At 68.2% G+C, this 21820-nt stretch carries 15 protein-coding genes; 10 read left to right on the plus strand and 5 right to left on the minus strand.

The genetic code is table 11. The annotated features are described in order from the left end of the window. The first annotated feature begins 329 nt into the window (after nt 1–329). Together MNAB215_RS05840 and MNAB215_RS05845 are read left to right on the plus strand one after the other, a co-directional pair. Nucleotides 330–1733, plus strand: coding sequence for a cytochrome P450 (locus MNAB215_RS05840; RefSeq protein WP_077077860.1), 1404 nt, complete (start codon nt 330–332; stop codon nt 1731–1733). Then, nucleotides 1733–2875, plus strand: a complete 1143-nt coding sequence (locus MNAB215_RS05845) for a sulfotransferase family protein (RefSeq protein ID WP_077078452.1) — start codon at nt 1733–1735, stop codon at nt 2873–2875. The genes MNAB215_RS05840 and MNAB215_RS05845 overlap by 1 nt, the downstream gene beginning before the upstream one ends. Here MNAB215_RS05845 and MNAB215_RS05850 read toward each other — a convergent pair. Further along, the gene (locus tag MNAB215_RS05850; RefSeq protein WP_245830136.1) at nt 2872–3798 is read right to left on the minus strand and encodes a LysR family transcriptional regulator; all 927 of its coding nucleotides are present in this window, start codon (nt 3796–3798) and stop codon (nt 2872–2874) included. The genes MNAB215_RS05845 and MNAB215_RS05850 overlap by 4 nt on opposite strands. A gap of 53 nt (nt 3799–3851) precedes the next feature. On the opposite strand from MNAB215_RS05850, the gene MNAB215_RS05855 reads away from it, so the two are divergent. From MNAB215_RS05855 to MNAB215_RS05880, 6 genes are all read left to right on the plus strand, one after another. Then, complete coding sequence (locus tag MNAB215_RS05855; protein ID WP_245830137.1) at nt 3852–5342, plus strand: aldehyde dehydrogenase family protein; 1491 nt, start codon at nt 3852–3854, stop codon at nt 5340–5342. Nucleotides 5343–5348: 6 nt separating this feature from the next. Beyond that, entirely contained in the window at nt 5349–6299 is a 951-nt protein-coding gene (locus tag MNAB215_RS05860) for an amidohydrolase family protein (protein WP_077077861.1), read from the plus strand. Nucleotides 6300–6419: 120 nt separating this feature from the next. Beyond that, nucleotides 6420–7019 carry a hypothetical protein gene (locus MNAB215_RS05865; protein ID WP_077077862.1) on the plus strand — a complete coding sequence of 200 codons (600 nt, stop codon included), beginning with the start codon at nt 6420–6422 and terminating at the stop codon, nt 7017–7019. A 27-nt stretch (nt 7020–7046) separates the two neighbouring features. Beyond that, nucleotides 7047–7553: a hypothetical protein gene (locus tag MNAB215_RS05870; protein WP_077077863.1), complete on the plus strand. Its 507-nt coding sequence runs from the start codon at nt 7047–7049 to the stop codon at nt 7551–7553. A 97-nt stretch (nt 7554–7650) separates the two neighbouring features. Then, a complete protein-coding gene (locus MNAB215_RS05875) occupies nt 7651–8133 on the plus strand; it encodes an oligopeptide transporter substrate-binding protein (protein WP_131829084.1) in 483 nt (160 codons plus the stop codon). A gap of 57 nt (nt 8134–8190) precedes the next feature. After that, a complete protein-coding gene (locus MNAB215_RS05880; RefSeq protein ID WP_077077865.1) occupies nt 8191–9855 on the plus strand; it encodes an Hsp70 family protein in 1665 nt (554 codons plus the stop codon). Here the strand turns inward: MNAB215_RS05880 and iniC are convergent. From iniC to MNAB215_RS05900, 4 genes are all read right to left on the minus strand, one after another. Then, entirely contained in the window at nt 9852–11369 is a 1518-nt protein-coding gene (gene iniC / locus MNAB215_RS05885; protein WP_077077866.1) for an isoniazid-induced dynamin-like GTPase IniC, read from the minus strand. The genes MNAB215_RS05880 and iniC overlap by 4 nt on opposite strands. Beyond that, nucleotides 11366–13207 carry a dynamin-like GTPase family protein gene (locus tag MNAB215_RS05890; protein WP_077077867.1) on the minus strand — a complete coding sequence of 614 codons (1842 nt, stop codon included), beginning with the start codon at nt 13205–13207 and terminating at the stop codon, nt 11366–11368. The genes iniC and MNAB215_RS05890 overlap by 4 nt, the downstream gene beginning before the upstream one ends. Before the next feature lie 58 nt (nt 13208–13265). After that, on the minus strand, nt 13266–15266 hold the full coding sequence (locus tag MNAB215_RS30470) for an IniB N-terminal domain-containing protein (RefSeq protein WP_077077868.1): 2001 nt from the start codon (nt 15264–15266) through the stop codon (nt 13266–13268). Nucleotides 15267–15467: 201 nt separating this feature from the next. Beyond that, nucleotides 15468–15995, minus strand: a complete 528-nt coding sequence (locus tag MNAB215_RS05900) for an Rv0340 family IniB-related protein (RefSeq protein ID WP_077077869.1) — start codon at nt 15993–15995, stop codon at nt 15468–15470. Nucleotides 15996–16164: 169 nt separating this feature from the next. Here MNAB215_RS05900 and iniR point away from each other — a divergent pair, with 169 nt between their 5' ends. Continuing rightward, nucleotides 16165–18618 carry an isoniazid response ATPase/transcriptional regulator IniR gene (iniR, locus tag MNAB215_RS05905; protein WP_077077870.1) on the plus strand — a complete coding sequence of 818 codons (2454 nt, stop codon included), beginning with the start codon at nt 16165–16167 and terminating at the stop codon, nt 18616–18618. Between the two features lie 98 nt (nt 18619–18716). Next, nucleotides 18717–21818 carry a (Fe-S)-binding protein gene (locus MNAB215_RS05910; protein ID WP_077077871.1) on the plus strand — a complete coding sequence of 1034 codons (3102 nt, stop codon included), beginning with the start codon at nt 18717–18719 and terminating at the stop codon, nt 21816–21818. Nucleotides 21819–21820 lie beyond the last annotated feature (2 nt).

Raw genomic sequence — 21820 nt, forward strand, 5'->3', positions numbered from 1 at the left:
CGACGAAATCCTCAGCTCACGGCAAACGACGCCGCGTTCTCACGGCCTTCAGAGCCAGTTCTTATCTCGCTCCTAGCTGCGACTGCCAAGGTCATCGCCATGGCCATGTCGGTCTCCTCAGGATTCGGCATTCTCTCGATCACCGAGAGCGGCGACGAGCGGTGTGGTGATCGTCACTTTCGGCAAAAGCCCACGCCAAGCCGATTGATTCGAAAATATGTTGCCTGTCCGCAACCAATTCTTAATTACACTTCCGTTAACTGCGGTGCGCCTGGCATGGCGGATCAGTACCGTCGTGCTTCGGACACACCGGGGGAAGGCGCAGCATCATGACAGCTACGCGGCCATCCGCGACAGCACAGGTTGGGGTACCTGGCTGTCCGTATAGGGCCAGCAATTTTGGTACGGCGACCACAATGCGCCGTGACGCACAGCTTGCGAAGGCGTCTGCGCCGATGGTGGCCAAGGTTCTCGCCCTCACCACCGCCAAGAAGGCCCGCTCGAGGTTGGTCGGCAGCAACACCCATCAGCACGTCCAGCTCACCGATTTCGATCCGCTGGACCCGGCGACGGCCGCCAACCCGTATCCGTACTACCGGGCGCTGCTGGCGGGCGAGCGAGTGCACTACAACCCCAAACGCGATGTCTACATCCTGAGCCGCTACTCCGACGTCCGCGACGCTGCCCGCAACCACGACGTGTTGTCCAGCGCCAGCGGGGTCACCTTCTCGCAGGGCTCACCGCCCTTCCTGCCCACTTCCGATCAGCCGGCCCACACCCGGATGCGCAAGCAGCTGGCACCGGGCTTGAGCCGCGGTGCGCTGGAGACCTGGCGCCCGCTGGTCGACGAGCTTGCCCGCGAGGTGGTCGGCCGGCTGCTGGCACAGACGCCGGCGGACGTCGTGTCCACCGTGGCCACGCCAATGACGATGCGCACCATCACGAACGTGCTGGGCGTCGCGGGCGGCGACGCGGCCGCTTTCGCCCGTCTGTCCAACCAGGCGATCCGCATCACCGAGGTCAATTTCTCCACGCAGGGGCTGGTTTCGCTGATGCAGGGCATCACCGGATTCCGCAAACTGCGTGCCCTGTTCACGCACCGGCGCGACAACGGGCTGCTGAAGAACTCCACCGTGCTTGGCCAGCTCACCGCGCTGGCCGAACAAGGACGACTCAGCGACAGCGAATTGTCGTTGTTCGCCGTATTGCTGATGGTCGCGGGCTACGAGACCAGCGCCAACATGATCAGCACCCTGTTCCTCACGCTGGCCAACTTCCCGGACCAGCTCGAGCTGCTGGCACAACGGCCGGAGCTGATCCCGTCGGCGATCGAGGAACAGCTTCGCTTCATGTCCCCGGTCCAAAACATCTGCCGCACAACACGTGTCGACTACCGTGTCGGCGATGCCGTCATCCCGGCCGGATCCCTGGTCCTGCTGGCGTGGGGCGCGGCCAACCGCGACCCGCGGCAATTCGACGACCCGGATGTCTTTCGCGCCGACCGCAACTCGGCCGGACATCTGGCATTCGGCTCCGGCATTCACGCCTGCCCGGGGGCTCAGCTGGCGCGGATGGAGGGCCAGGCGGTGTTGCGCGAGATCGTCGAGCACATCGAGCGCATCGACGTTCTCGAGCCTCCGGCGTGGACGACGAACGCGAACCTTCGGGGCCTGACCCGGCTGAAGGTCGCCGTGACGCCCCGCGTGACGGCGACCAGCTTGTCGCCCGTGTGATGACGGCTCCCCGGCAGACGTCGCTGCTTTCCAGGTGGCGAGAGTGGGCCGCGCCGGTGTGGATCGGCTGCAATTTCTCGGCCTGGTCCCGCTTGCTGATCCGCAACCGTTTTGCCGTGCACTGGAGTCGCTGGCACTACGCCGTCCTGTATACCTTTGTCAGCGTTATCAATTCGATCTTGGGGTTGCTGCAAAAGCTCGTGTTCGGCAAGCGAGTGGCCGAAACGGTGATCGCCGATCCGCCCATCTTCATCGTCGGGCACTGGCGTACCGGCACTACGCTGCTGCACGAGCTGTTGGTGCTCGACGATCGATACATCGGCCCGACCGGCTACCAATGCATTGCGCCGCAACACTTTCTGCTGACTGAGCGGCTGGCGCCGCTGACGGGATTCATGGTGTCCAAGCATCGGGCCATGGACAACATGGATTCGAGCCTGCATCACCCGCAGGAAGACGAGTTCCTCTGGATCATGCAGGGACAGCCGTCGCCGTACCTGACGCTGGCGTTTCCGAATCGGCCGCCACAAAACGAGCGATACCTCGATTTGGAGCAGCTGACGCCGCAAGAGCTCGAAGCGTGGAAGCGGCCGCTGTTCCGGTTCGTTCAGCAGCTGTACTTCCGCCGCCGCAAGACGGTGGTCCTGAAAAACCCAAACCACAGTTTCCGAATCAAGGCGCTGCTGGAGGTCTTTCCGGATGCGAAGTTCATCCACATCATGCGCGATCCGTATGTCGTGTATCCGTCCAGCATTCATCTGCTCAAGTCGTTGTCCCGTGTGCACAGCCTGCAACGCCCGACGTTCGAGGGATTGGACGAGCGGGTTCTTTCCACCTACGTCGACCTGTACCGCAAAGTGGACGAGGGCCGCGAACTCGTTGACCCGTCCCGCTTTTACGAATTGCGCTACGAGGATCTGATCAGCGATCCCGAAGGCCAGCTGCGCCGCCTCTACGAGCATCTTGACCTCGGCGGTTTCGAACAGTACCTGCCACGCCTGCGCGAATACCTGGCCGACCACGTGGATTACCGGACCAACAGCTACGAGCTGACTGCCGAACAGCGGGCGATGATCGACGAGAAATGGGGCGACGTCATCGATCGCTACGGCTACCGGACCGCGGGCGACGTCCGCTGCTAGCGCGGTAGGGTCTCGTCGATCAGCGCGAGCAAGGCGCGGGTGGCCGCGCTGGGCGGCCGCAGCGCGGACGTCGTGACGAACAGCCGCCATTCGAGCTCGTAATCGGAGATGCGGACCGTCGCCAGGCCGGAATCGTCGATGTCGTCGAGAATGCTCCAACTCAAAAAGCCGATTCCCAACCCGTTTCGGATATACGTCGCGGCCGTGCCCAGGTCGGCGACCTCCACCGCAACCGTCCGTTCGATGCCCGCCTCGGCGAATGCTTTGTCGATCACGGTCCTGGTGCCGTATCCCAATGGGCTGTCCACGAAGGACATTCCGGCCAGTTCGGCCAGCGTCACCGAATTACGTTGTGCAAGTCGATGATCGGTGGGAACAACCAGCAGTAGCGGGACGGCTGCGGCGAGCCGCGCGTCCAGGTCGGCCGGGACAGCGCCGGTGAAAACCAGAAACGCGACGTCGAGGTCGCCATCGCGGAGTTGCCGGAGTAGGCCGGCCGATCCGGCGCTGGCGGCGCGCAGATGGACCACGACCTCGGGATGCCGGGCATGCAGGTCGACCAGCAGAGTGGGCAGATCGATGACGTTGATCCGCGTCAACGTCCCGACCGTGACGGTGCCCCGGACGGAACCGCGGGTGGCGCTGACGGCGTCCCTGGCGGCGCGGGCGGCATCCAGGGTTTCGCGGGCTCGCGGTCGCAATTCCTGGCCGGCCGGGGTCAGGGTGACGCCCCCCGGGCCGCGGACGAAAAGGTCCACCCCGAGTTCGCGTTCCAGCGCCTTGATCGTCGCGGACACCCCGGATTGGACGACGTGTAGTCGCTTCGCGGCCTCGGTGAAGCTGCGGTTCTCGGCGACGGCGAGAAAGTACTCGAGGTGGCGCAGCTCCACCCAGCCATTATCACCGAAGGTGCTGACACCCATCAAAACCTGTCGTTGGCACCGATTGCGCAGGTCAGCGTAGCCTCGGGCGCAGTATGACTCAGCAAATGATCCCCTTGACCCGGACCAGAACACGCTGGTCGTCGGCGTCCACCGACGACCAATTCGTCGTGGAGAACCCCGCCACCGGCCAGGCGGTCACCGTTGTTCAGGGTGCCGGCCCGGTCGAGGTAGACCAGGCGGTGCGCAAGGCCCACGCCGCGCACCTGCGCTGGAAGCAGCGCCCGGCGCGGGAACGCGGCGCATACCTGCGCAAGGTCGCCGAAATCATCCGGGCTCACGCGGACGAGATCGCCGCACTCGAGTCGCTGGAGATGGGCAAGCCCATCACCCAGGCGCGCCAGTTCGACGTCGAGGCCGCGATTGCCATCTTCGACTACTTCGCCAGCGCGGTGGAAGCGATGCCGAGCCAGGCGCGCGACTACGGCCCGGTGCTGGACGTGAGCACGCTGGAACCCTACGGGGTGATCGCCGGCATCGTGCCGTTCAACTGGCCCCCGATCCACACCGCGGGCAAGGTCGCACCGGCCCTGGCCGTCGGCAACGCCATCGTGCTCAAACCACCGGAGCAGACGCCGTCGGTGGTGCTGCGCATGGTCGAGCTGATCAGTTCGGTGCTGCCCGAGCGGGTGGTGCACGCCGTGCCGGGCCGCGGCGAGGTGGGTGCCGCGCTGGCCGGCCATCGGCTGGTCGGCAAGGTGTCGTTCACCGGATCGCCGAAGACCGGCTCTGCGGTGCTGCGCACCGCCGCGAACAACCTCACCCCTGCGCTGATGGAGCTGGGCGGCAAGAACCCGCTGCTGGTTTTCGGTGACGCGAATCTGCCCGAGGCATTGCTGGCCGCCGTCGACGGCGGCTTTTTCAACCAGGGCGAGGCGTGCACCGCGGCATCGCGAATCCTGGTGCAGGACAGCATCTATACCGAGTTCTCCGAGAAGCTGTGCGCGGCGGTGACCCGGCTGCGGGTCGGTGACGGCGCCGATCCCACCACCGACGTCGGGCCGCTGGTCACCCGGGCCCAGCAGCAGCAGGTCTTGAACTACCTCAAGATCGGCGTGGCCGAAGGGGCGACCATCGCGGCCCAGGCGCCGCTGCCCAACGATCCGCGGCTGGCGGCGGGATTCTTCGTTGCGCCAACGGTATTGACCGATGTGGTCCCCCGGATGCGCGTCGCCCGGGAGGAGATCTTCGGCCCGGTCGTCACGTTGATTCGCTTCGCCGACGAAGACGAGGCGGTGCGGATCGCCAACAGCACGCCCTTCGGACTGGTTTCCGCGGTGTTCACCCAGGACAGCGATCGGGCGCTGCGGGTGAGCCGGCAGATCAGGGCCGGGGCGGTGTTCGTCAATAACTATCACCGGATATCGATCGGCACCGGATTCGGTGGCGTCGGCCACAGCGGATTCGGACGCGAGCACGCCCAGGAGACGTTGGCGGAATACGGTTACACCAAAACGGTTCGGCTGCCCGCCAAGCGCGAGGAGCTGTCGTATTGGTCGGCCGCACGCCGGGTCCTGGAGGGCTAGCACCGCATGCGGACCATCGCTCTCGAAGAGCATTACGCCACAACGGCATTCCTGCGTGGACCGGGGAGCTGGCTCGCCTCGCGCGCGGGCATCGTCGAGCCGATCTGCGATCTCGGCGACGGCCGCATCGCGGCGATGGACGACGCGGGCGTCGACCTCGCGGTGCTGTCGCTGGCCGCGCCAGGGGTGGAACAGCTGGACGCCACGGAAGCCGTTGGGCTGGCGCGCGAATGCAACGACGAACTCGCGGCGGCAGTGGCGCGCTATCCGGATCGGCTGGCCGGGTTTGCCACCGTCCCGATCAGCGCGCCCGACGCGGCGGCCGACGAACTCGAGCGGGCGGTACGCACACTCGGGTTTCCCGGCGCGGTTATCAACGGGCACAGCCAGGGTCGCTATCTGGACGACCCCTTCTTCGAGCCGGTTCTCGACCGCGTGGCGGCGTTGAACGTCCCGATCTACCTGCACCCGACGATCCCGCCGGCGGGCGTCATCGAATCCAGTTATGCGGGTTTCTCCCCCGACGTCACGTTCGCGCTGGCAACGGTCGGCTGGGGTTGGCACATCAACACCGCCACCCACGTGTTGCGGCTGATTCTCGGTGGCGTCTTCGACCGGCACCCGGGGTTGCAGGTCATCATCGGGCACATGGGCGAAGGGACCTCGTTCATGCTCCCGCGATTCGACGCCACGCTGAAGCCGGAGCTGACCGGGCTCAAGCATCCCGTCAGCACCTACCTACGGCAGAACCTGCACTACACCTTCGCCAATTTCAACGACGAGGCAATGTACGCCAACCTGGTCGCTCAGGTCGGCGTTGGGCGAGTGGCGTTTTCGACCGATTATCCGTTCTGGTCGATGCGCGCCTCCTGCGAATTTCTCGACAAGCTGTCGCTGTCCGACGACGACCGGGCCGCCATCAGCCACCGCAACGCCGAGCAACTGCTGGGCGTGTAGCCGTCGAGGCCGGTAACAGTTTGCTCTCGGCGAGATTTCAACACCGCGTCGCGCCAGCAACTCGCGCTGCCGAATGCGTACCCTGACCTCTGACATTCGGTGATTTTCGGGGAGCAGCGCGTGCGGTTGTCGCGAAGTGCACGACGAGGTTTGACCGGTGGTTCGCTGATATTCGCGGCCATCCTAGCTGGCCCTTTGTTGGTCTCAGGCTGCGGTTCGACCATCGAAGGCAAGCCGGTCGCCGGGCCCGGCGCCGGGCCGTCGGAGCCGAGCTTTCCCACGCCGAGGCAGGCTCCCACGTTGTCGCCGCCGTCGGCCATCCCGGGCCCTACGTCGGCCCCGCCGTCAGCGCCGGTGGGACCGCCCACGCCGGCCGGCGCCATCCCGCTGCCACCGGATCAGAACGGCTACGTCTTCATCGAAACCAAGTCCGGCGTCACCCGCTGCCAGATCAACAAGGACACCGTCGGATGCGAGGCCCCGTTCACCAACTCCCCCCTGCAGGATGGTGAGCACGCCAACGGTGTCAGCATCACCTCCAGCGGAGCGGTGCAGTGGGTGCTGGGCAACCTGGGCGCCATCCCCACCGTCACCATCGACTACAAGACCTACGACGCGCAGGGCTGGACGATCAAAGCCACCGAGGCCGGGACCAGCTTCTCCAACGACCACACCGGGCACGGCATGTTCGTCAGCGTCGAGAAGGTCAACACGTTCTAGGCGGGCGGGGTCAGTACGATCAGTGCCGTGGCACCCAATGGCCCGCCCGACGAGTTCAACGATCAGCCGACCCGGCACATCAATATCGGTGGACAGCAGCCTCCCTCGCCGCCGCCTGGGCCGCTGCCAACCCCCGGTGATCAGCCCGCGCCATTCGGATCGCTCGATCCTTTCGAGGAAGAGCCCGAGCCCATCGAGTGGTACCGCAGGCCGGTCGTGCTCATCGCGTGGGGCATCTTTGTACTGATCCTGATCGCGCTGATCGTCTACGGGATTATGGAGCTCGTGCAGGATCAGGGCACCAGCAGCGTTCCCAGTTCGACCACGACCACGTCGACGACGACACCAACCACCACAACCAGCAGCAGCGCCACCGAAACCACGACCCCGCCGCCGACCACCACCGCACCGACGACGACCACCAGCAGCACGCCGCCGCCGCCGGCCCAACAGCCCACCTACACCCAGCAGCAACCGACGCGTCGGCATCACTGGCCCTCGTGGCTGCCGACGGCGGTGCCGGGCCTGTCCTAACAAGTTGGTTGCGATCTGGTCAACGTTTGACTGCCGGTCGGTGGTCGCGGGTGTGGCATCCGTATCTGCGTGAACATCACCGATAATCTCAGCGACCATGGCAGGGCGTGCGCCGTCAGACTTCCTCGTGTATGACCCGACCGTGAGCGGCTACGAACCTGAGCCGCAGGAGCCGATTCCCGGCTGGCGCAGACCAATTGCGTTGGCCGGCTGGGGCGTACTGATCGCGATCCTGATTGCGCTGATCGTGTGGGGCATCATCCAGCTGGCCGAGGGCGCCCCGCCGCAGGAGCCGGCCATCACCATCGCCCCCACCGCGACGACCTCGCCCCCGTCGAGCGCCCCGCCCGTCGTCCCTCCCACTGCGCAGCCGACTCCGCAGCAAACGGCCTCGACGATCAGCACGGAAGTTCCGGCGCCGTCCACCACCGACGTCGTCACTCCGACCGCTACGACCACCTCGTCACCCGGGGCGTTCCCGTTGCCGCAACTGCCGTCGGTGATCACCCTGCCGACGCTGCCGACATTGCCGGGCCTACCGGGGCTGCCGACCGAAATCACCTTGCCCCCCGGCCCGTGATTCGGTCCCGCACCTAGACTCACGGGAAATCCACAGGCAATTACAGGGGTATGCGAGATGAGCGAGTCGCTCGGGTTGTCGATCGGGGTGGCCAACCTGGTCGCCGCGCGCGCGGGCAGCGCCCCGGTGACTCGCAGATCCGTGTTGACGCTGTTCGACCAGCAGCCATCCGAAGTCGGTCTGCCGGAGGAAAATCCGACTGCGGCCGAATCCGGGTTGGTGATGCGGGGATTCGTCGAGCGCGTCGGGGACCGCACTCCGCTGGTGGCTTCGGACGGGACCAAGTACCTGGGCGATGCGTTGACGGTCGAGGCGCTCGAGGCGATGGCGCGCTCGGTCGGCTACGGAACCCCGATCACCATCGCGGTCCCCGCCTATTGGTCCGAAGGCCAGTCCGCGGCGCTGCGTGAAGAGTTCTTCGCCCAGCCGGGACTGACGACGGCCGGTGCGGCCCCGGCAGTGATCTCCGACGCCGAGGCCGCGCTCACCGCGCTGCGCGCCGAACCGGGATTTCCCACCACCGGCGTCGTAGCGCTGTGCGACTTCGGGGCCGCGGGCACCACCGTGACGCTGGTCGATGCCGGGTCCGGCTTTGCCCAGATCGGCCCGTCGGTTCGGGATAGGGATTTCTCCGGCGACGCGATCGATCAGCTCATCCTCAATCACCTGCGGGGCAACACCCCGAACGCCGACACCACCGGCGGGCTGGCCAGCACCACGCGGATGGGGTCGCTGACCCGTCAGCTCGAGCAATGCCGGCACGCCAAGGAGGAGCTGTCGTCGGCGTCCGCGGCCACGGTCGCGCTGGGCCCCGGCGAGGATGTGCAGCTGTCCCGCAACGAATTCGAGGAAATCATCTCCGAGTCGCTGGACCGATTCCTCGGCTCGGTCGAAGAGATATTACAGCGCAACGAGATTCGTACGTCTGACCTGACCGCCGTGGCCGCGGTCGGCGGCGGCGCGAGCATCCCGCTGCTGGGGGCTCGGCTTTCCGAGCGGCTGGGGGTGCCGCTGCACAGCACGCCGGCGCCCGCCTTCAGCGCCGCCGTCGGCGCGGCCGCATTCGGTGAGCAGCAACCTCCGGCGCCCACCACCGCGGCCCCGGTCGTCGAGAACCCGACGGAACTGGCCGCCGCCGCTGCGCCCGACATGACCCAGGTGCTCCCCGGCGCCCGCATCGAGGAAGACCGCCCCCTGGCCTGGTCGGAAGACCCCGACGCGGACGACGGGCCGGTCCCCTACACCGGTCCGGAACACAGTGGCCAATACGTCCGGGACGCAATGGATTTCGACGACTCCGAAGACGACGGCTACGGCGTCGGGCCAGGGCCGCTGCCCTGGTACAAGCGCACGGCGCTGGTCTTTGGTGTGGGCAGCGCGGCCCTGGCCCTGTTGCTGCTGGGCGTGGTGTTGGCACTTACCTTGGGCCGCAACGAAACCCCTCCGGTCACGCCGCCGAGCCAGACGACTCCGGCGCCGTCGGCCCCGTCGACGCCGCAGACGGTGACGGTGACCGAGTCGACGACGACCACCACCACTACTAGCGAGGCGCCGCCACCGCCACCGCCGACCACCACGGAGGCGCCGGTGACGACCACGCAACCGCCGACCACGACGCAACCGCCGGTCACCACGACGACGCTGCCGCCCACAACCACGGAACCGCCATCGCCCACGCGAGACAGGCCGCGCCTGTTCCCGCTGTTCCCCCGGTGGCGCTAGCGCGGCTGCACGTTGACGTCGTAGCCGTGGGCGGCGAAGTCGGCGACCATCGCCTCGGCGCTGCGCACCGCGGCACGGCAAGCCCGGGTGGTGAACGGGTCGTTCAGCGGATGCTCGGCCCGGCGGCGCCAGCGCTGCGCCGCGGCGAACGCGGCGCGCGGACCCTCGTGCGGGTCGGCGTGGGGGTCCTCGGCGTTCAGCCCCAGCCGGCTGGCCGGCAGGGTGCCCGCACCACCGATGATGCGGCGCAGGGAGGCGATCTCGTCTGGGTTCAATGTTGTTGGGCGCGAATGCAATTGACCGAGCAGACGAAGCTCCTCGAACGCGTGGGTGTCGGCGAGTAGCGGATCGATGTCGGCGATGATGTAGGGCGTGGCCACGATGGGGAAGGCCTCGACGAACCTGCGCAGGGTCACCAGCGCGGTATGCGCCTTGAGCATCTCGGAACGCTGGGCGAACTGCTGATCGATGACCTCACGCAGCGCCACCAGCCCGCTGCGTTCCAGCAGTTCGTCGGCCAGCCCCGCCGCATCGGTGACGCCGGCGGCCAGCACCGCGATCGAAATCCGGATGCCGAACATGCCGAATCGCTCGAGCAATTCGGCTCGGGTCGCCGCGTCGACCGGCAACTGCTCGTTGGCCCGCACGAAGCGATCCACGCTCAGCATGGCCTTGCTCAGTTCGGCGGGGTCGGCACCCGCAAGCTTCTGCAGTGCCATGAACTCGCTTTGGCGCAGCGTCCGCGCGGTGAGCGCGAGCAGGCCGGACACCGGCACCACCGCCTGACAGATGCCGGTCTGGTTCATCTCGCTGGTGAATCGCTTTGCCACGTCGGCGGCCGACAGCATCGCGTCGATCCGTCCGGCACCGATCTCGTCGGCGCGTGATGCCACCCCGATGATGCCCAGCGCACCCGTCGACCCGCCGACGAGCTGGCCGATCTGGCGGAGCAGGGCGACGTCGGCGGCGTTGAGGGTGCGCAACAGGAACACCACCGCGTCCACGCGTGGCACCCCGTCATGCGGAACCAGCAGCCGCAGCGTGCGCTCGGACGCATCGCGTGTCAGCGACGACGTCCCGGGGGTGTCGATGATCGTGGTGTCGGCCAGTTCTTGGGCGGGCCATTCGACGTCCAGCTCGGCTACGTCGGCCGGGTTGAGCGCCCGAAAGTCGAAGGACAGGCCGCCGTTATGGCTAATCGGCACGTTGGAATGCCTTCCGCCCCAATGGTTTGCGGTGACCTTCGGGGTGGGCCCGTGGCGGAACCAGGTCACGATCCGGGTGGCCTCGGTGGCATCCGTCGGGGCGATGTCCTGGCCCACCAATGCGTTGACGAGAGTGGACTTTCCGGCCTTGAGCGTGCCGGCCAGCGCGATGCGGATCGGTTCGGCCAGGCGCGCGCCGATGCGGTCCAATTCGTGGAAGACCTCGGGTCGCTGCCGGAACGCGGGCTCGCCACGATAGGCCTCGATGGTGCCGCCCAGAATCGCGCGGACCCGATCGCTTGTGCTCACACCCGTCCTACGGTCACCTGCGGCGTCAGTTTGTCCACATTGTCGATGACCTGATTCAAGATATTCAACTGCCGCTCTAATTCGCGGACCGTGTTGTCGCGTTCGGCTTCTTCGACGTGCGCCGCGGCGACGGTGGACTGCAGCGATTCGTTGAGCGAGCGGGAGAGTTCGTTGGCGATGTCGCGGTAGTGGTCGCGCAGCGTGCGGTGGATGATCTTGAGCCGGTCCCGGGATTCCTTGCCGACCACGAAGGAGACGTCGTCGACGAAGCGCCGCACGTTGGTCTTCGCCTCGGCGCGCGCCCGCAACAGCCGATTCTCCTTGTCCTCCTTGTAGGCCATGCGGCCCAGGACCAGCCCGGCCCCGACCGACAGCGGGTTGAATAGGCCAAGTCCGGCCACCGACGAGAGCATGCCGATCATCACCACACCGCCGTAGGAACCACGCAGTCCGGTGACCACTTTCTGCCCCTTGCCCGCCGGCTTGGCGTCCAGCTGGGCCAGCGAGTTGAGCCCGCCGAAATCGCCGCCCATCTCCTGGGGGCTCAGCGCGGGGGTGATCACCGAATCCAGGCCCGCGTCGGCGAACGACTGGGCCACGTCGTGCGCCAGCGCCTCGGCCCGTTGGTAGGCCCACACGAAGTTGTCCCCGACGGCGGTGGCGACGGCTTCTTCGACGTCCCCGCCGATCTCCGCCCAGTGCTGCGTCGGGTCACACGAATCGATCTGGCGCTCGATGCCCTCGGTGAGAGCGCGGAATCGGGCGCGCATGTCGTGGTCGACATCGTTGCTCAGATCGGTGAATCCGTCGTTGAGGACCTGCTGCCACAACGCGGTCTGCTCCAGCCCGTCCAGCGCCTCTCTCTTGCGCCGCTCCAGGTCCTCGGTAAGCTGGTCCCGTAGCCCTGGGTCGTTGAACACCGCCAGCTCCGAACCGGCAGACATGGTCAATTGCTCTGCAGCCGAACGTATTTCGGATAACACGACATCTCGCACGCGGTCGGTCTCGCGGGACAGCACCTTCTCGCTGAGGAATTTGACGATCGACGGGAAGTTGGATTCCTCGTTGAGCTCCTGGTCGTTGAGCGTGACGGCCTGACTGCGCAGCAGCGACGAGACCGCCACGATGGGGATCTGCACCCCGGCGCGCTGCAGGTGTGCGGCATTGGTGCTGACGATCTCGCGCCAGTGCGGATACAGGTCGGTTTTGGTCGCCGCGAGCACCGCGACGGGGCAGATCCGGTGCGCCTGGCGGATGAACCACATCTCGGGTTCGGTTAACTCCTGGCTGGTGTCGCTGACCATGATCATGGCGTCCGCGTCGGGCAGCAGTCCCAGCGTCGCGGACAGGTGCGGTTGCCCATGTCCGCCTACGCCCGGGGTGTCGACGAACGCCAGGCCGCCCTGCAAAAGCGGGCTCGGCGCACCGATTTCGGCGCGCAGCACTTCGCGTCCGCCGGCCTGGGGCGCTTGACGCACATCGGTGCTGACGTCGTCGATCGGGATGTCGACGGCCGCGGGTTCGCCGCCCGGCCCCGCGGCCACAACGAGCCGAGCCCACGGCGGGTCGCCATAGCCGACGACGGTGACCACCACGGTCGCCTCGTCGTCGCCCACTCGGGCCACCGGCAGATTGAGCAGCGAGTTGAGCAGCTGGCTCTTGCCCTGTTTGAGCTGTCCGGCGATCACCACCCGGATCTGCGGATCGGTGATGCGCTCGCGGGCCCGCGCCAGTCGCTGGGCGAGGTCGTCGCGGTCGTTGAGTTCGGCGATGGCCATGGTGTGGTCGATCAATTCGACGATCACACCGACCCGTCGTGGGTCACTGGGTTGAGTCACCGTGCCACTCCATCTTTCTCGCATCGATGCACTGAGATCACGGTAGGCGCAGCAGGTATCAGCCGTGCGGGCCGGCGTGCGCCGGCGCCGCCGGATGCGGAGCGGGGTCCGGGGCGTGCACCGGTGCGGGAGCATGCGGCGTGCCCTCGAACACCGACGGGCTGTGCTGCGCCGGCGCCGGGGCGTGTTGCACCGGAGCGGGCGCGTGCTGCACGGGCGCAGGTGCGTGCTGCACCGGCGCGGGCGAGTGCTCGACCGGAGCGGGCGAATGCGCCTGCGGCTGCTGGATCACCGGGGTGCCCGCGCCGCCGTGGATGCCGGGCCCACCCGATCCTTCGCCGTGGACACCGGAGCCGGGATTCGACGGGGGCGCCGTGTGGCCACCGATGCCGCCCCCAGCGCCGGCTCCGCCTTGAATGACGGGGCCCGGTCCGCCCGCGGCGTCCGGGCCGTGCGGAGCCGAGACGCCGCCGCCGGCGACCGTGCCGCCACCGCCCAGCGCCGCACCTTCCTGACCCAGGATGCCGCCGTGAGCCCCGCCCCCGGCGCCCACTCCGGCACCTGCCTGGCCGCCCAGCCCGGCTCCGCCGCCGACACCGCCGCCCGCATGCCCGCCCAGACCAGCGCCGCCCGCCATAGCCGGGGCCGCAGATGCTGGCGTGGCGTGTCCGCCCAGGGCGCTGGCATTGCCGCTCAACATGGCGGTGCCGCGTTCGCCGCCGATGCCCAGCCCCGCACCCCCGGCAGCGCTGACGCCGGCTTGGCCGCCGACGCCGACGCCGCCGGGCGGGCCCGCCACGTGGGGAGTGGCGGCGCCGTTCAGCGCGGCGCCTTCGCTAGCGATTACCCCCGCTTGACCGCTCGCGCCGGCACCCAGTGCGCTGTTGCTACCGGCGACCCCGCCGACATTGCCGGCACCAGCCCATCCGGCACCGGCGGCGGCCTGTCCCCCTGTACCGGCCGCGCCGGTCAGGCCGCCACCCGCCGGGCCGGCGAAACCGGCCTGGTTGACGAGCGCAACGCCGCCTGCGCCGTTGGCACCGAAGGCGGCTCCCCCACCCATTCCGGCGTCGACGCCAGCTTGTTCTGCTATCCCGGCTCGGGCGCCACTTCCGACGCGGGCACCTGCGGCGGCGCCATGAAGGCCGGCGCCGCCGTCAAAGCCCGCGCGCCCGGCCAGCCCCGCTTCGCCACGCAGCCCGGCTTCGCCGGTTTGGGCACCCAGGCCACCACCTCCGCGCAGACCAACGCCGAGGCCCGGGCCGCCGTTGACCTCGGCGCCCAGACCGACGTGGCCACCGAAACCGGCGCGCGGACCGAACTCGCCCCCGCGAGGATCAAAGCCGGGCCGGGGTCCGCCCCAGCCGTGCTCGAAACCGGGTCCGCGTCCACCCCAACCCGGGCCGCGCTCGCCCGTGCCGGGTCCGAACTCACCCCAGCCCGGGCGGTGCTCCTCCCAACCCGGCCGGAATTCACCCCGGCCCGGGCGGTGGTCGTCCCAACCGGGCCGAAAGCGGTCCCAACCCGGCCGGAACCCGCCCCAACCCGGTCCGTAGCCGGGGCCCCACTCGCCGGTGCCCGGTCCGAATGCCCCCCAACCTGGCTGCCAGCCAAACCCAGCGCCCACGAATCCGCCGTCGACAGCGCCGATCAGGCCGGCGTCGACGGCTCCGGCAACATCCACGGCCGGGGCCACGGCGTCGGCCACCAACGCGGCGCCGTCTTCCGCAACGGCGGCAATGGGTCCCGTCCCGTATCCGCCATAACCAGGGTCGTATCCGCCATAACCCGGGTCGTATCCGCCATAGCCCGGGTCATAACCCCCATAACCGGGGCCGTAGCCGTACTGGTCGGCCAACACTTGCTGCAGACCACCGATCGGGTCGCCAAGCGGGAGGTAAACACCCGGGGCCGCACTAGCCACCGCAGACGAAAACTCGTCCGGCGACACGTTGACCAGACCGGCTTCGGTCATGGCCTGCCCGGGGCCAGAAAGGAAAGCTTGGGCGGCGGCCGGATTTCTAAACAGGTCCAGGATGTACTGGATCAGCTCGTTCATGATCGGTTCCCTCCGTTTCTGAATCCCACGTTATGGATCCGGCAGCCCACCCGAATCGGGGCCTGAGCCCCTAACTGATCGGGCGATCCCGGGGGTCGACCGGAAGTTATCGTTAGGGGATTAGGGGAATTTTCCAAGCCCCAAGGGAGTCGGGCGCAAAGCGGTATTTCAGCACGTCAGGGCGTGATAAATCGCGGAGATTCAGCCGTGAATGCCGAAGCCGTGGTGATCGGCCGCGGTGGGATGCGGGTGCGGAACGGCGTGATCCCACACGGCCACATCGTCGGCCGGCAGTACGCCGTGAGCGGCCACGGGATCGGCCACCTCGGCGGTGGTGAACTGCACGGATGGCCCGTGCGAGTCGATATCCAGTGGACGCGGTTCGGCCGGCGGCTGGATAGCCGGCTGGTTGATCACGCTGCTTGTCGGGGCGTGCTGGCCGGCTACCCCGGCGGGCACGTGCGGCGTGAATGCATCCAGGGCAGCCGCGGCGGCCCCGCTTGACCACACGTTGCCATGATCGGCGGCCGGCGCGTTCGCCCCAGCACCGGCAGGACCGGCTATCGCCAGCGAATCCGACACCATGGGGATCAGGTTATTCACGTCAACGCTGGTCACATCGGTTAGGTGAGCGTCGGCGATCGACTGCGCGGGGTTGGCGGCATAGCGGGCGGCGGCGTCGGGATCGCGTACCAGCGAGATCACAAAGTCGAGCAATGAGTTTGCCACCGAACACCTCCTCGCTTCACCCTGCCAGGCCGCCCGACGTCCAGCGGCGAGGCCCGATCAGCTACCACGATGCTATCGGCTGCGACGCCCCAGGTGATCGGTGCGTAACCCACCAGCCTCTCGACGTCATTAGGGGATGATGCATTAGGGGAAAGGTAGGGTTACGGGGATGGCCAACCAGGCAGTGGGGTCCCAGGCGCTACCGGCCGAGCGCGAAGCCGTCGCCGCCCTCGCCAACGCCGCGACCACCCCGGCAAAGCTGCTGATCAGCGGGGGTATCGGCGCCGGCAAGAGCACCGTCGCGGCCGCCGTCCGCAGCGCCCTGCGCGATGCCGGGCTCACGGTGCTGGCACACCCGCCCCGCGCCGGCGATCCCCCCGACGCGGCATGGGTCATCGACGACGCTCACTTGCTCGGTGATCCCGAACTGCGCGCCCTCACCGAGCGGGTCGCGGACCCGGTCGCGACCATCGTCGTGGCCGCCGAACCCCAGGAACAACTGCGCGACCTGACCATCGCCATCGAGCGACATCACCCGCGCGTCTCACTCGGGCCGCTGCACGTCGCGGAGCACCTGCTGGACTGCACCGCCGGTATCCCGTTTCTGGTGCGCGCAACGGCCGACACCGCGAAGTCCGCGGCGCAGGCCGCGAAGTTCGCGTTGATCGAACGGCTGCGACGGATCGACGAACTCACCATCGACACCCTCCTGGTCATGTCGCTGACCCACGAGCTGGGTCCGGCCGACGTCGCGGCGGCCCTAGGGGTCTCGGCGACGCAGGCACGCCGGCTGGTCGATCGAGTCCGCGCCGGCGGCCTCGCCGAGCCGGCGCACAGCGCGGGATTCCTGCGGCTGCTGCACGACGCGGTTGCCCAGATCGTCGGCAATGCGCACCACCACGAGGTTGAAACCTCGCTCGTACGTTCACAACTCGACATCTCGGCGATGTCGCCCGATCTCGCGTTGCGGCTGGCCGAACACGGCCTGCGCGACCGCCTGCTGGCCGGCATCCTCGCCGAGCAGGCCGCGAAGGCGCGCGGCGACTCGGCCCGGGCCGCACGACTGTATCGGGCCGCGGTCGACGCCGGCGCCGACGGCCTGACCGCGCGGCTGGCCGACGGCCTCGCCCTCGCCGGAGAATGTGCGGCCGCGGCGGCATTGGCCGACGACCTGCTGACTTCCGCGGATTCCGCCGAACGAGCGGCTGCCGTGCGCATCGCGGCCAGCGTCGCCGCCCACGACGGCAACGCACTTCAGGCGGCGGAGTTATTCAGCTGGCTGGGCCCGCATCCGGACACGGTCGTCGGCGCGGCCGCAGCGATCACGTTCGCCGCCGTCGCCGATCTGGCCGCAGCGCGCGGCGCGCTGGGCCTCGCGAACGCCGGTCCGCCGACCGTGGCGGCGCGCACCTCCCGCAGCCTGGCCGACGGGTTGCTCCTGACGATGGATCACCCGTATCCAGCGGCGATGGCAAAGCTCGGCCAGGCCATCGCCGCCGAGAACACCCCCGTCGAGGTCCTTCCCGACAGTCCGGCCGCGCTGGTCACCTTGGCCGCGATCCACGGCGGCGATCCGGTTCGGGCGCGCAGCGTGATCGGCCGCGCCATGCGCGCCGGCGGCGCCGTGCTGTTCGACAGTCGGCACGCTCTGTTGTCCGGCTGGATCAAGATGCAAGACGGGCAATTGCCGTCGGCAGGTGCGGACGCCGCGGCGGTCGGCACCGCCGAGTTACACCCGCGCGACGCGTTGTGGGCGGCGGCACTGCGGACCGCGATCGCACGCCGCAGCGGCGATACCGGAGCGCTGCACAAGCATTGGTATGCGGCTATGGAAGTGCTCGCGGAGTACTCCATCGACCTGTTCGCGCTGCTGCCGTTGGGCGAGCTGTGGGTGGCGGCCGCCCGGATGCGACAGGTCGACCAGTTGCGGCACAGTCTCGATCAGGCTTTCACTGTGCTGGCGTCGCTGGGCAACCCGGTGTTGTGGTCGACAGCGCTGCACTGGTCCGGGGTGCACGCCGGCATCCTTGCCGGTTCGCCGGAATCGGTCGCGCCCCACGGGCAGGCGCTCGCGGCAGCGGCGGGCGACAGCACGCTGGCGCGGGCCCTGTCCGCGGCGGGCCGGACATGGCTGCGGGTGCTGGGCGACCAGGTCGACGCCGACGAGGTGACCGCCGCGGCCCGGTCGCTGTCGCAGGTCGGGCTGACGTCGGACGCCACCCGACTGGCCGGACAGGCGGCGCTGCAGACCTCCGACGGCCGGGTGTCGGGCGCCATGCTGCAACTGGCCCGGGACCTCAAGTTGGGCGCCAGCTCCACCGACGTGTCCGAGATGACAAGTGATATGTCCCACGGCGACCGTGGTGCCGCGGCAACCGCGCAGCCGCAACAGTCGACCCACCCGTCGATGGGCTCGCCACTGTCCGACCGCGAACGAGACGTCGCCGAGTTGCTGCTGCTCGGCATGCCCTATCGCGACATCGGCGCGCAATTGTTCATCTCGGCAAAGACGGTCGAGCACCACGTCGCTCGCATCCGCCGCCGCCTGGGCGCCGGGTCTCGTTCCGAGATGTTGTCGATGCTGCGTGCCATGCTGAACCCGCAGGCCCCAGCCGCAGGTTAGGGCAGCCTTTCTCGCGTCGGAAGGCGTGCAGATGTCAATATGAGCCAGGGCTGTCGAACGGATTTTCGTTGGTTGACGATGCATTGGAGTGACCTTCTGTGACCACGCAGACGATCATCAGGTTGACGCTGGGCCTGAGTGGGACGGCGATAGTGGCGCTGTTCGCGGCACGACGGGTCCTGTGGCTGTTCAAGCTGATCATGGCGGGCCAGCCGGCGACCGGGCGCACCGACCACGTGGGCACCCGGGTCTGGACGCAGATCGCCGAGGTGTTCGGCCAGCGCAAGCTGCTGAAGTGGTCCATCCCCGGGCTGGCGCACTTCTTCACCATGTGGGGCTTCTTCATCCTCATCACGGTCTACATCGAGGCCTACGGCACCCTGTTCCAGCCCAACTTCCACATCCCGATCGTCGGCCGGTGGAACGCGCTGGGCTTTCTGCAGGACTTCATCGCCCTGGCCGTGTTAGCCGGCATCATCACCTTCGCGATCATCCGGTTGCGCAGCGAGCCAAAGGAATACGGCCGCCAATCCCGGTTTTACGGCTCACACACCGGCGGCGCCTGGCTGATCCTGTTCATGATCTCCCTGGTCATCGTCAGCTTCGCGATCTTCCGCGGCGCCTCGGCGAACACCGGAACCCTCCCCTACGGCGAGGGCGCTTTCTTCTCCCACGCCATGGGCGCGCTCATGCACCCGCTGGGTGTCACCGCCAACGAGTGGATCGAGACGGTCGCGCTGCTGGCCCACATCGCTGTGGCGTTGATCTTCCTGCTGATCGTGCTGCACTCCAAGCACCTGCACATCTTCCTCGCGCCCATCAACGTCACGTTCAAGCGACTGCCCGACGGCTTGGGCCCGCTGCTGCCGCTCGAGTTCGAGGGCAAGCCAATCGATTTCGAAGATCCCGCCGAGGACGCCGTTTTCGGCCGCGGCAAGATCGAGGACTTCACCTGGAAGGGCATGCTCGACTTCGCTACCTGTACCGAGTGCGGGCGCTGCCAGTCGCAATGCCCGGCCTGGAACACCGGTAAGCCGTTGTCGCCCAAGCTCGTCATCATGGACCTGCGCGACCACTGGATGGCCAAGGCGCCATACCTCCTCGGCGAGAAGAAGGCAGAGCCGCTGGAGGGTCTCGACCTCGAGACGGTCCATGAAGAGGGCCACCACGTGCCGGAATCCGGCTTCGGACGGGTGCCCGGGCACGGCCCCGAGCAGGCCGCGCGCCCGCTGGTGGGCACCGCCGAGCAGGGCGGTGTCATCGACCCCGACGTGCTGTGGTCCTGCGTGAGCTGCGGGGCCTGCGTCGAGCAGTGCCCGGTGGACATCGAGCACATCGACCACATCATCGACATGCGCCGCTACCAGGTGATGATGGAGTCGGAGTTCCCGACCGAACTGTCCACGCTGTTCAAGAACCTGGAAACCAAGGGCAACCCGTGGGGGCAGAACGCCTCCGACCGGACCAACTGGATCTCCGAGGTCGACTTCGACGTCCCGGTCTACGGCGAGGACGTCGACAGCTTCGACGGCTTCGAGTACCTGTTCTGGGTGGGCTGCGCGGGCGCCTACGACGACAAGGCCAAGAAGACCACCAAGGCCGTCGCCGAACTGCTCGCGGTCGCCGGGGTGAAGTACCTGGTGCTGGGCACCGGCGAATCCTGCAACGGCGACTCGGCGCGCCGCTCCGGCAACGAGTTCCTGTTCCAGCAACTGGCCGCCCAGGCCGTCGAAACGCTCGACGGGCTGTTCGAGGGCGTCGAGACGGTGGACCGCAAGATCGTCGTCAGCTGCCCACACTGCTTCAACACGCTGGGCAAGGAATACCGGCAACTGGGCGCCAACTATTCGGTGCTGCACCACACCCAGCTGCTCAACCGGCTGGTGCGTGACAAGAAGCTGGTCCCGGTGACGTCGGTTTCCCAGGACATCACCTACCACGACCCCTGCTACCTGGGGCGCCACAACAAGGTGTACGAGGCACCGCGTGAGCTGATCGGCGCCTCGGGCGCGAAGTTCACCGAGATGCCGCGGCACGCCGAACGCAGCTTCTGCTGCGGCGCCGGCGGTGCACGGATGTGGATGGAAGAGCACATCGGCAAGCGGATCAACCACGAGCGCGTCGACGAGGCGCTGGCCACTGGCGCCGGGACGATCGCCACCGGGTGCCCGTTCTGCCGGGTTATGGTCACCGACGGCGTCAACGACCGGCAGGAAGAGGCCGGCCGCAGCGGCGTCGAGGTACTCGATGTGGCCCAGGTGCTGCTCGCGTCCCTCGATTACGACAAGGCGACGCTGCCGGAGAAGGGCACGGCCGCCAAAGAGGCCTCCGAAAGGGCCGACGAGCGGGCCGCCAAAGTCGAAGCAGCAGAAGAAGCCAAGCCCAAGGCCGCCGTGAGCGCGCCGGCGGAAGCGCCCGAGGAGGCACCCGACGAAGCTCCGGCGACGACCGCCGAGGCGACGACCGCCCCCGCGCCCGCAGCCCTCGTTAAGGGCCTGGGCATCGCCGGCGGCGCAAAGAAGCCGGGCGCCAAGAAGGCAGCGGCCGAACCCGCGGCCAAAGCCGAAGCAGCCGACGCAACAGCGGAAGCCGAGGCACCCGCGGCACCGGTGAAGGGGCTGGGCATCGCCGGGGGCGCCAAGCGGCCCGGCGCGAAGAAAGCCGCACCGGCAGTCAAGGCCGCCGATGCACCCGCCACACCGGAAGCGGAAGCTTCGGAAGCGCCCGAGGCCAAGGCGCCGGCCGCTCCGGTGAAGGGGCTGGGTCTGGCGGCTGGGGCCAAGCGACCCGGCGCGAAGAAGGTTGCCTCCGCACCCGCACCCGCACCCGCGGCCAAGGCCGAGGCGCCCGCTGCCGACACCGAGGCTCCGGCGGCCAAGGCCGAGGAAGCCGAGACTGAGGCACCGGCCGCGGAAGCGCCCGAGGCCAAGGCTCCCGCGGCCCCGGTGAAGGGGCTGGGCCTCGCCCCGGGAGCCAAGCGCCCCGGCGCCAAGAAATCCGCCCCCGTGGCGCCCGCAGCAAAGACCCCGGCCCCGGCGGCCACAGCTGAGGACCAACCCGTAGCGAAGTCGGAACCCGAGCCGGAACCGGGACCGGGACCGGGACCGAAAGAGCAAACCGACGGCAACGGTTCGCCGCCACCAGCACCCGTTAAGGGGCTGGGCATTGCGCGTGGTGCGCGTCCACCGGGCAAGCGTTGATC

Source organism: Mycobacterium numidiamassiliense (assembly GCF_900157365.1).
GTDB classification, from domain to species: domain Bacteria; phylum Actinomycetota; class Actinomycetes; order Mycobacteriales; family Mycobacteriaceae; genus Mycobacterium; species Mycobacterium numidiamassiliense.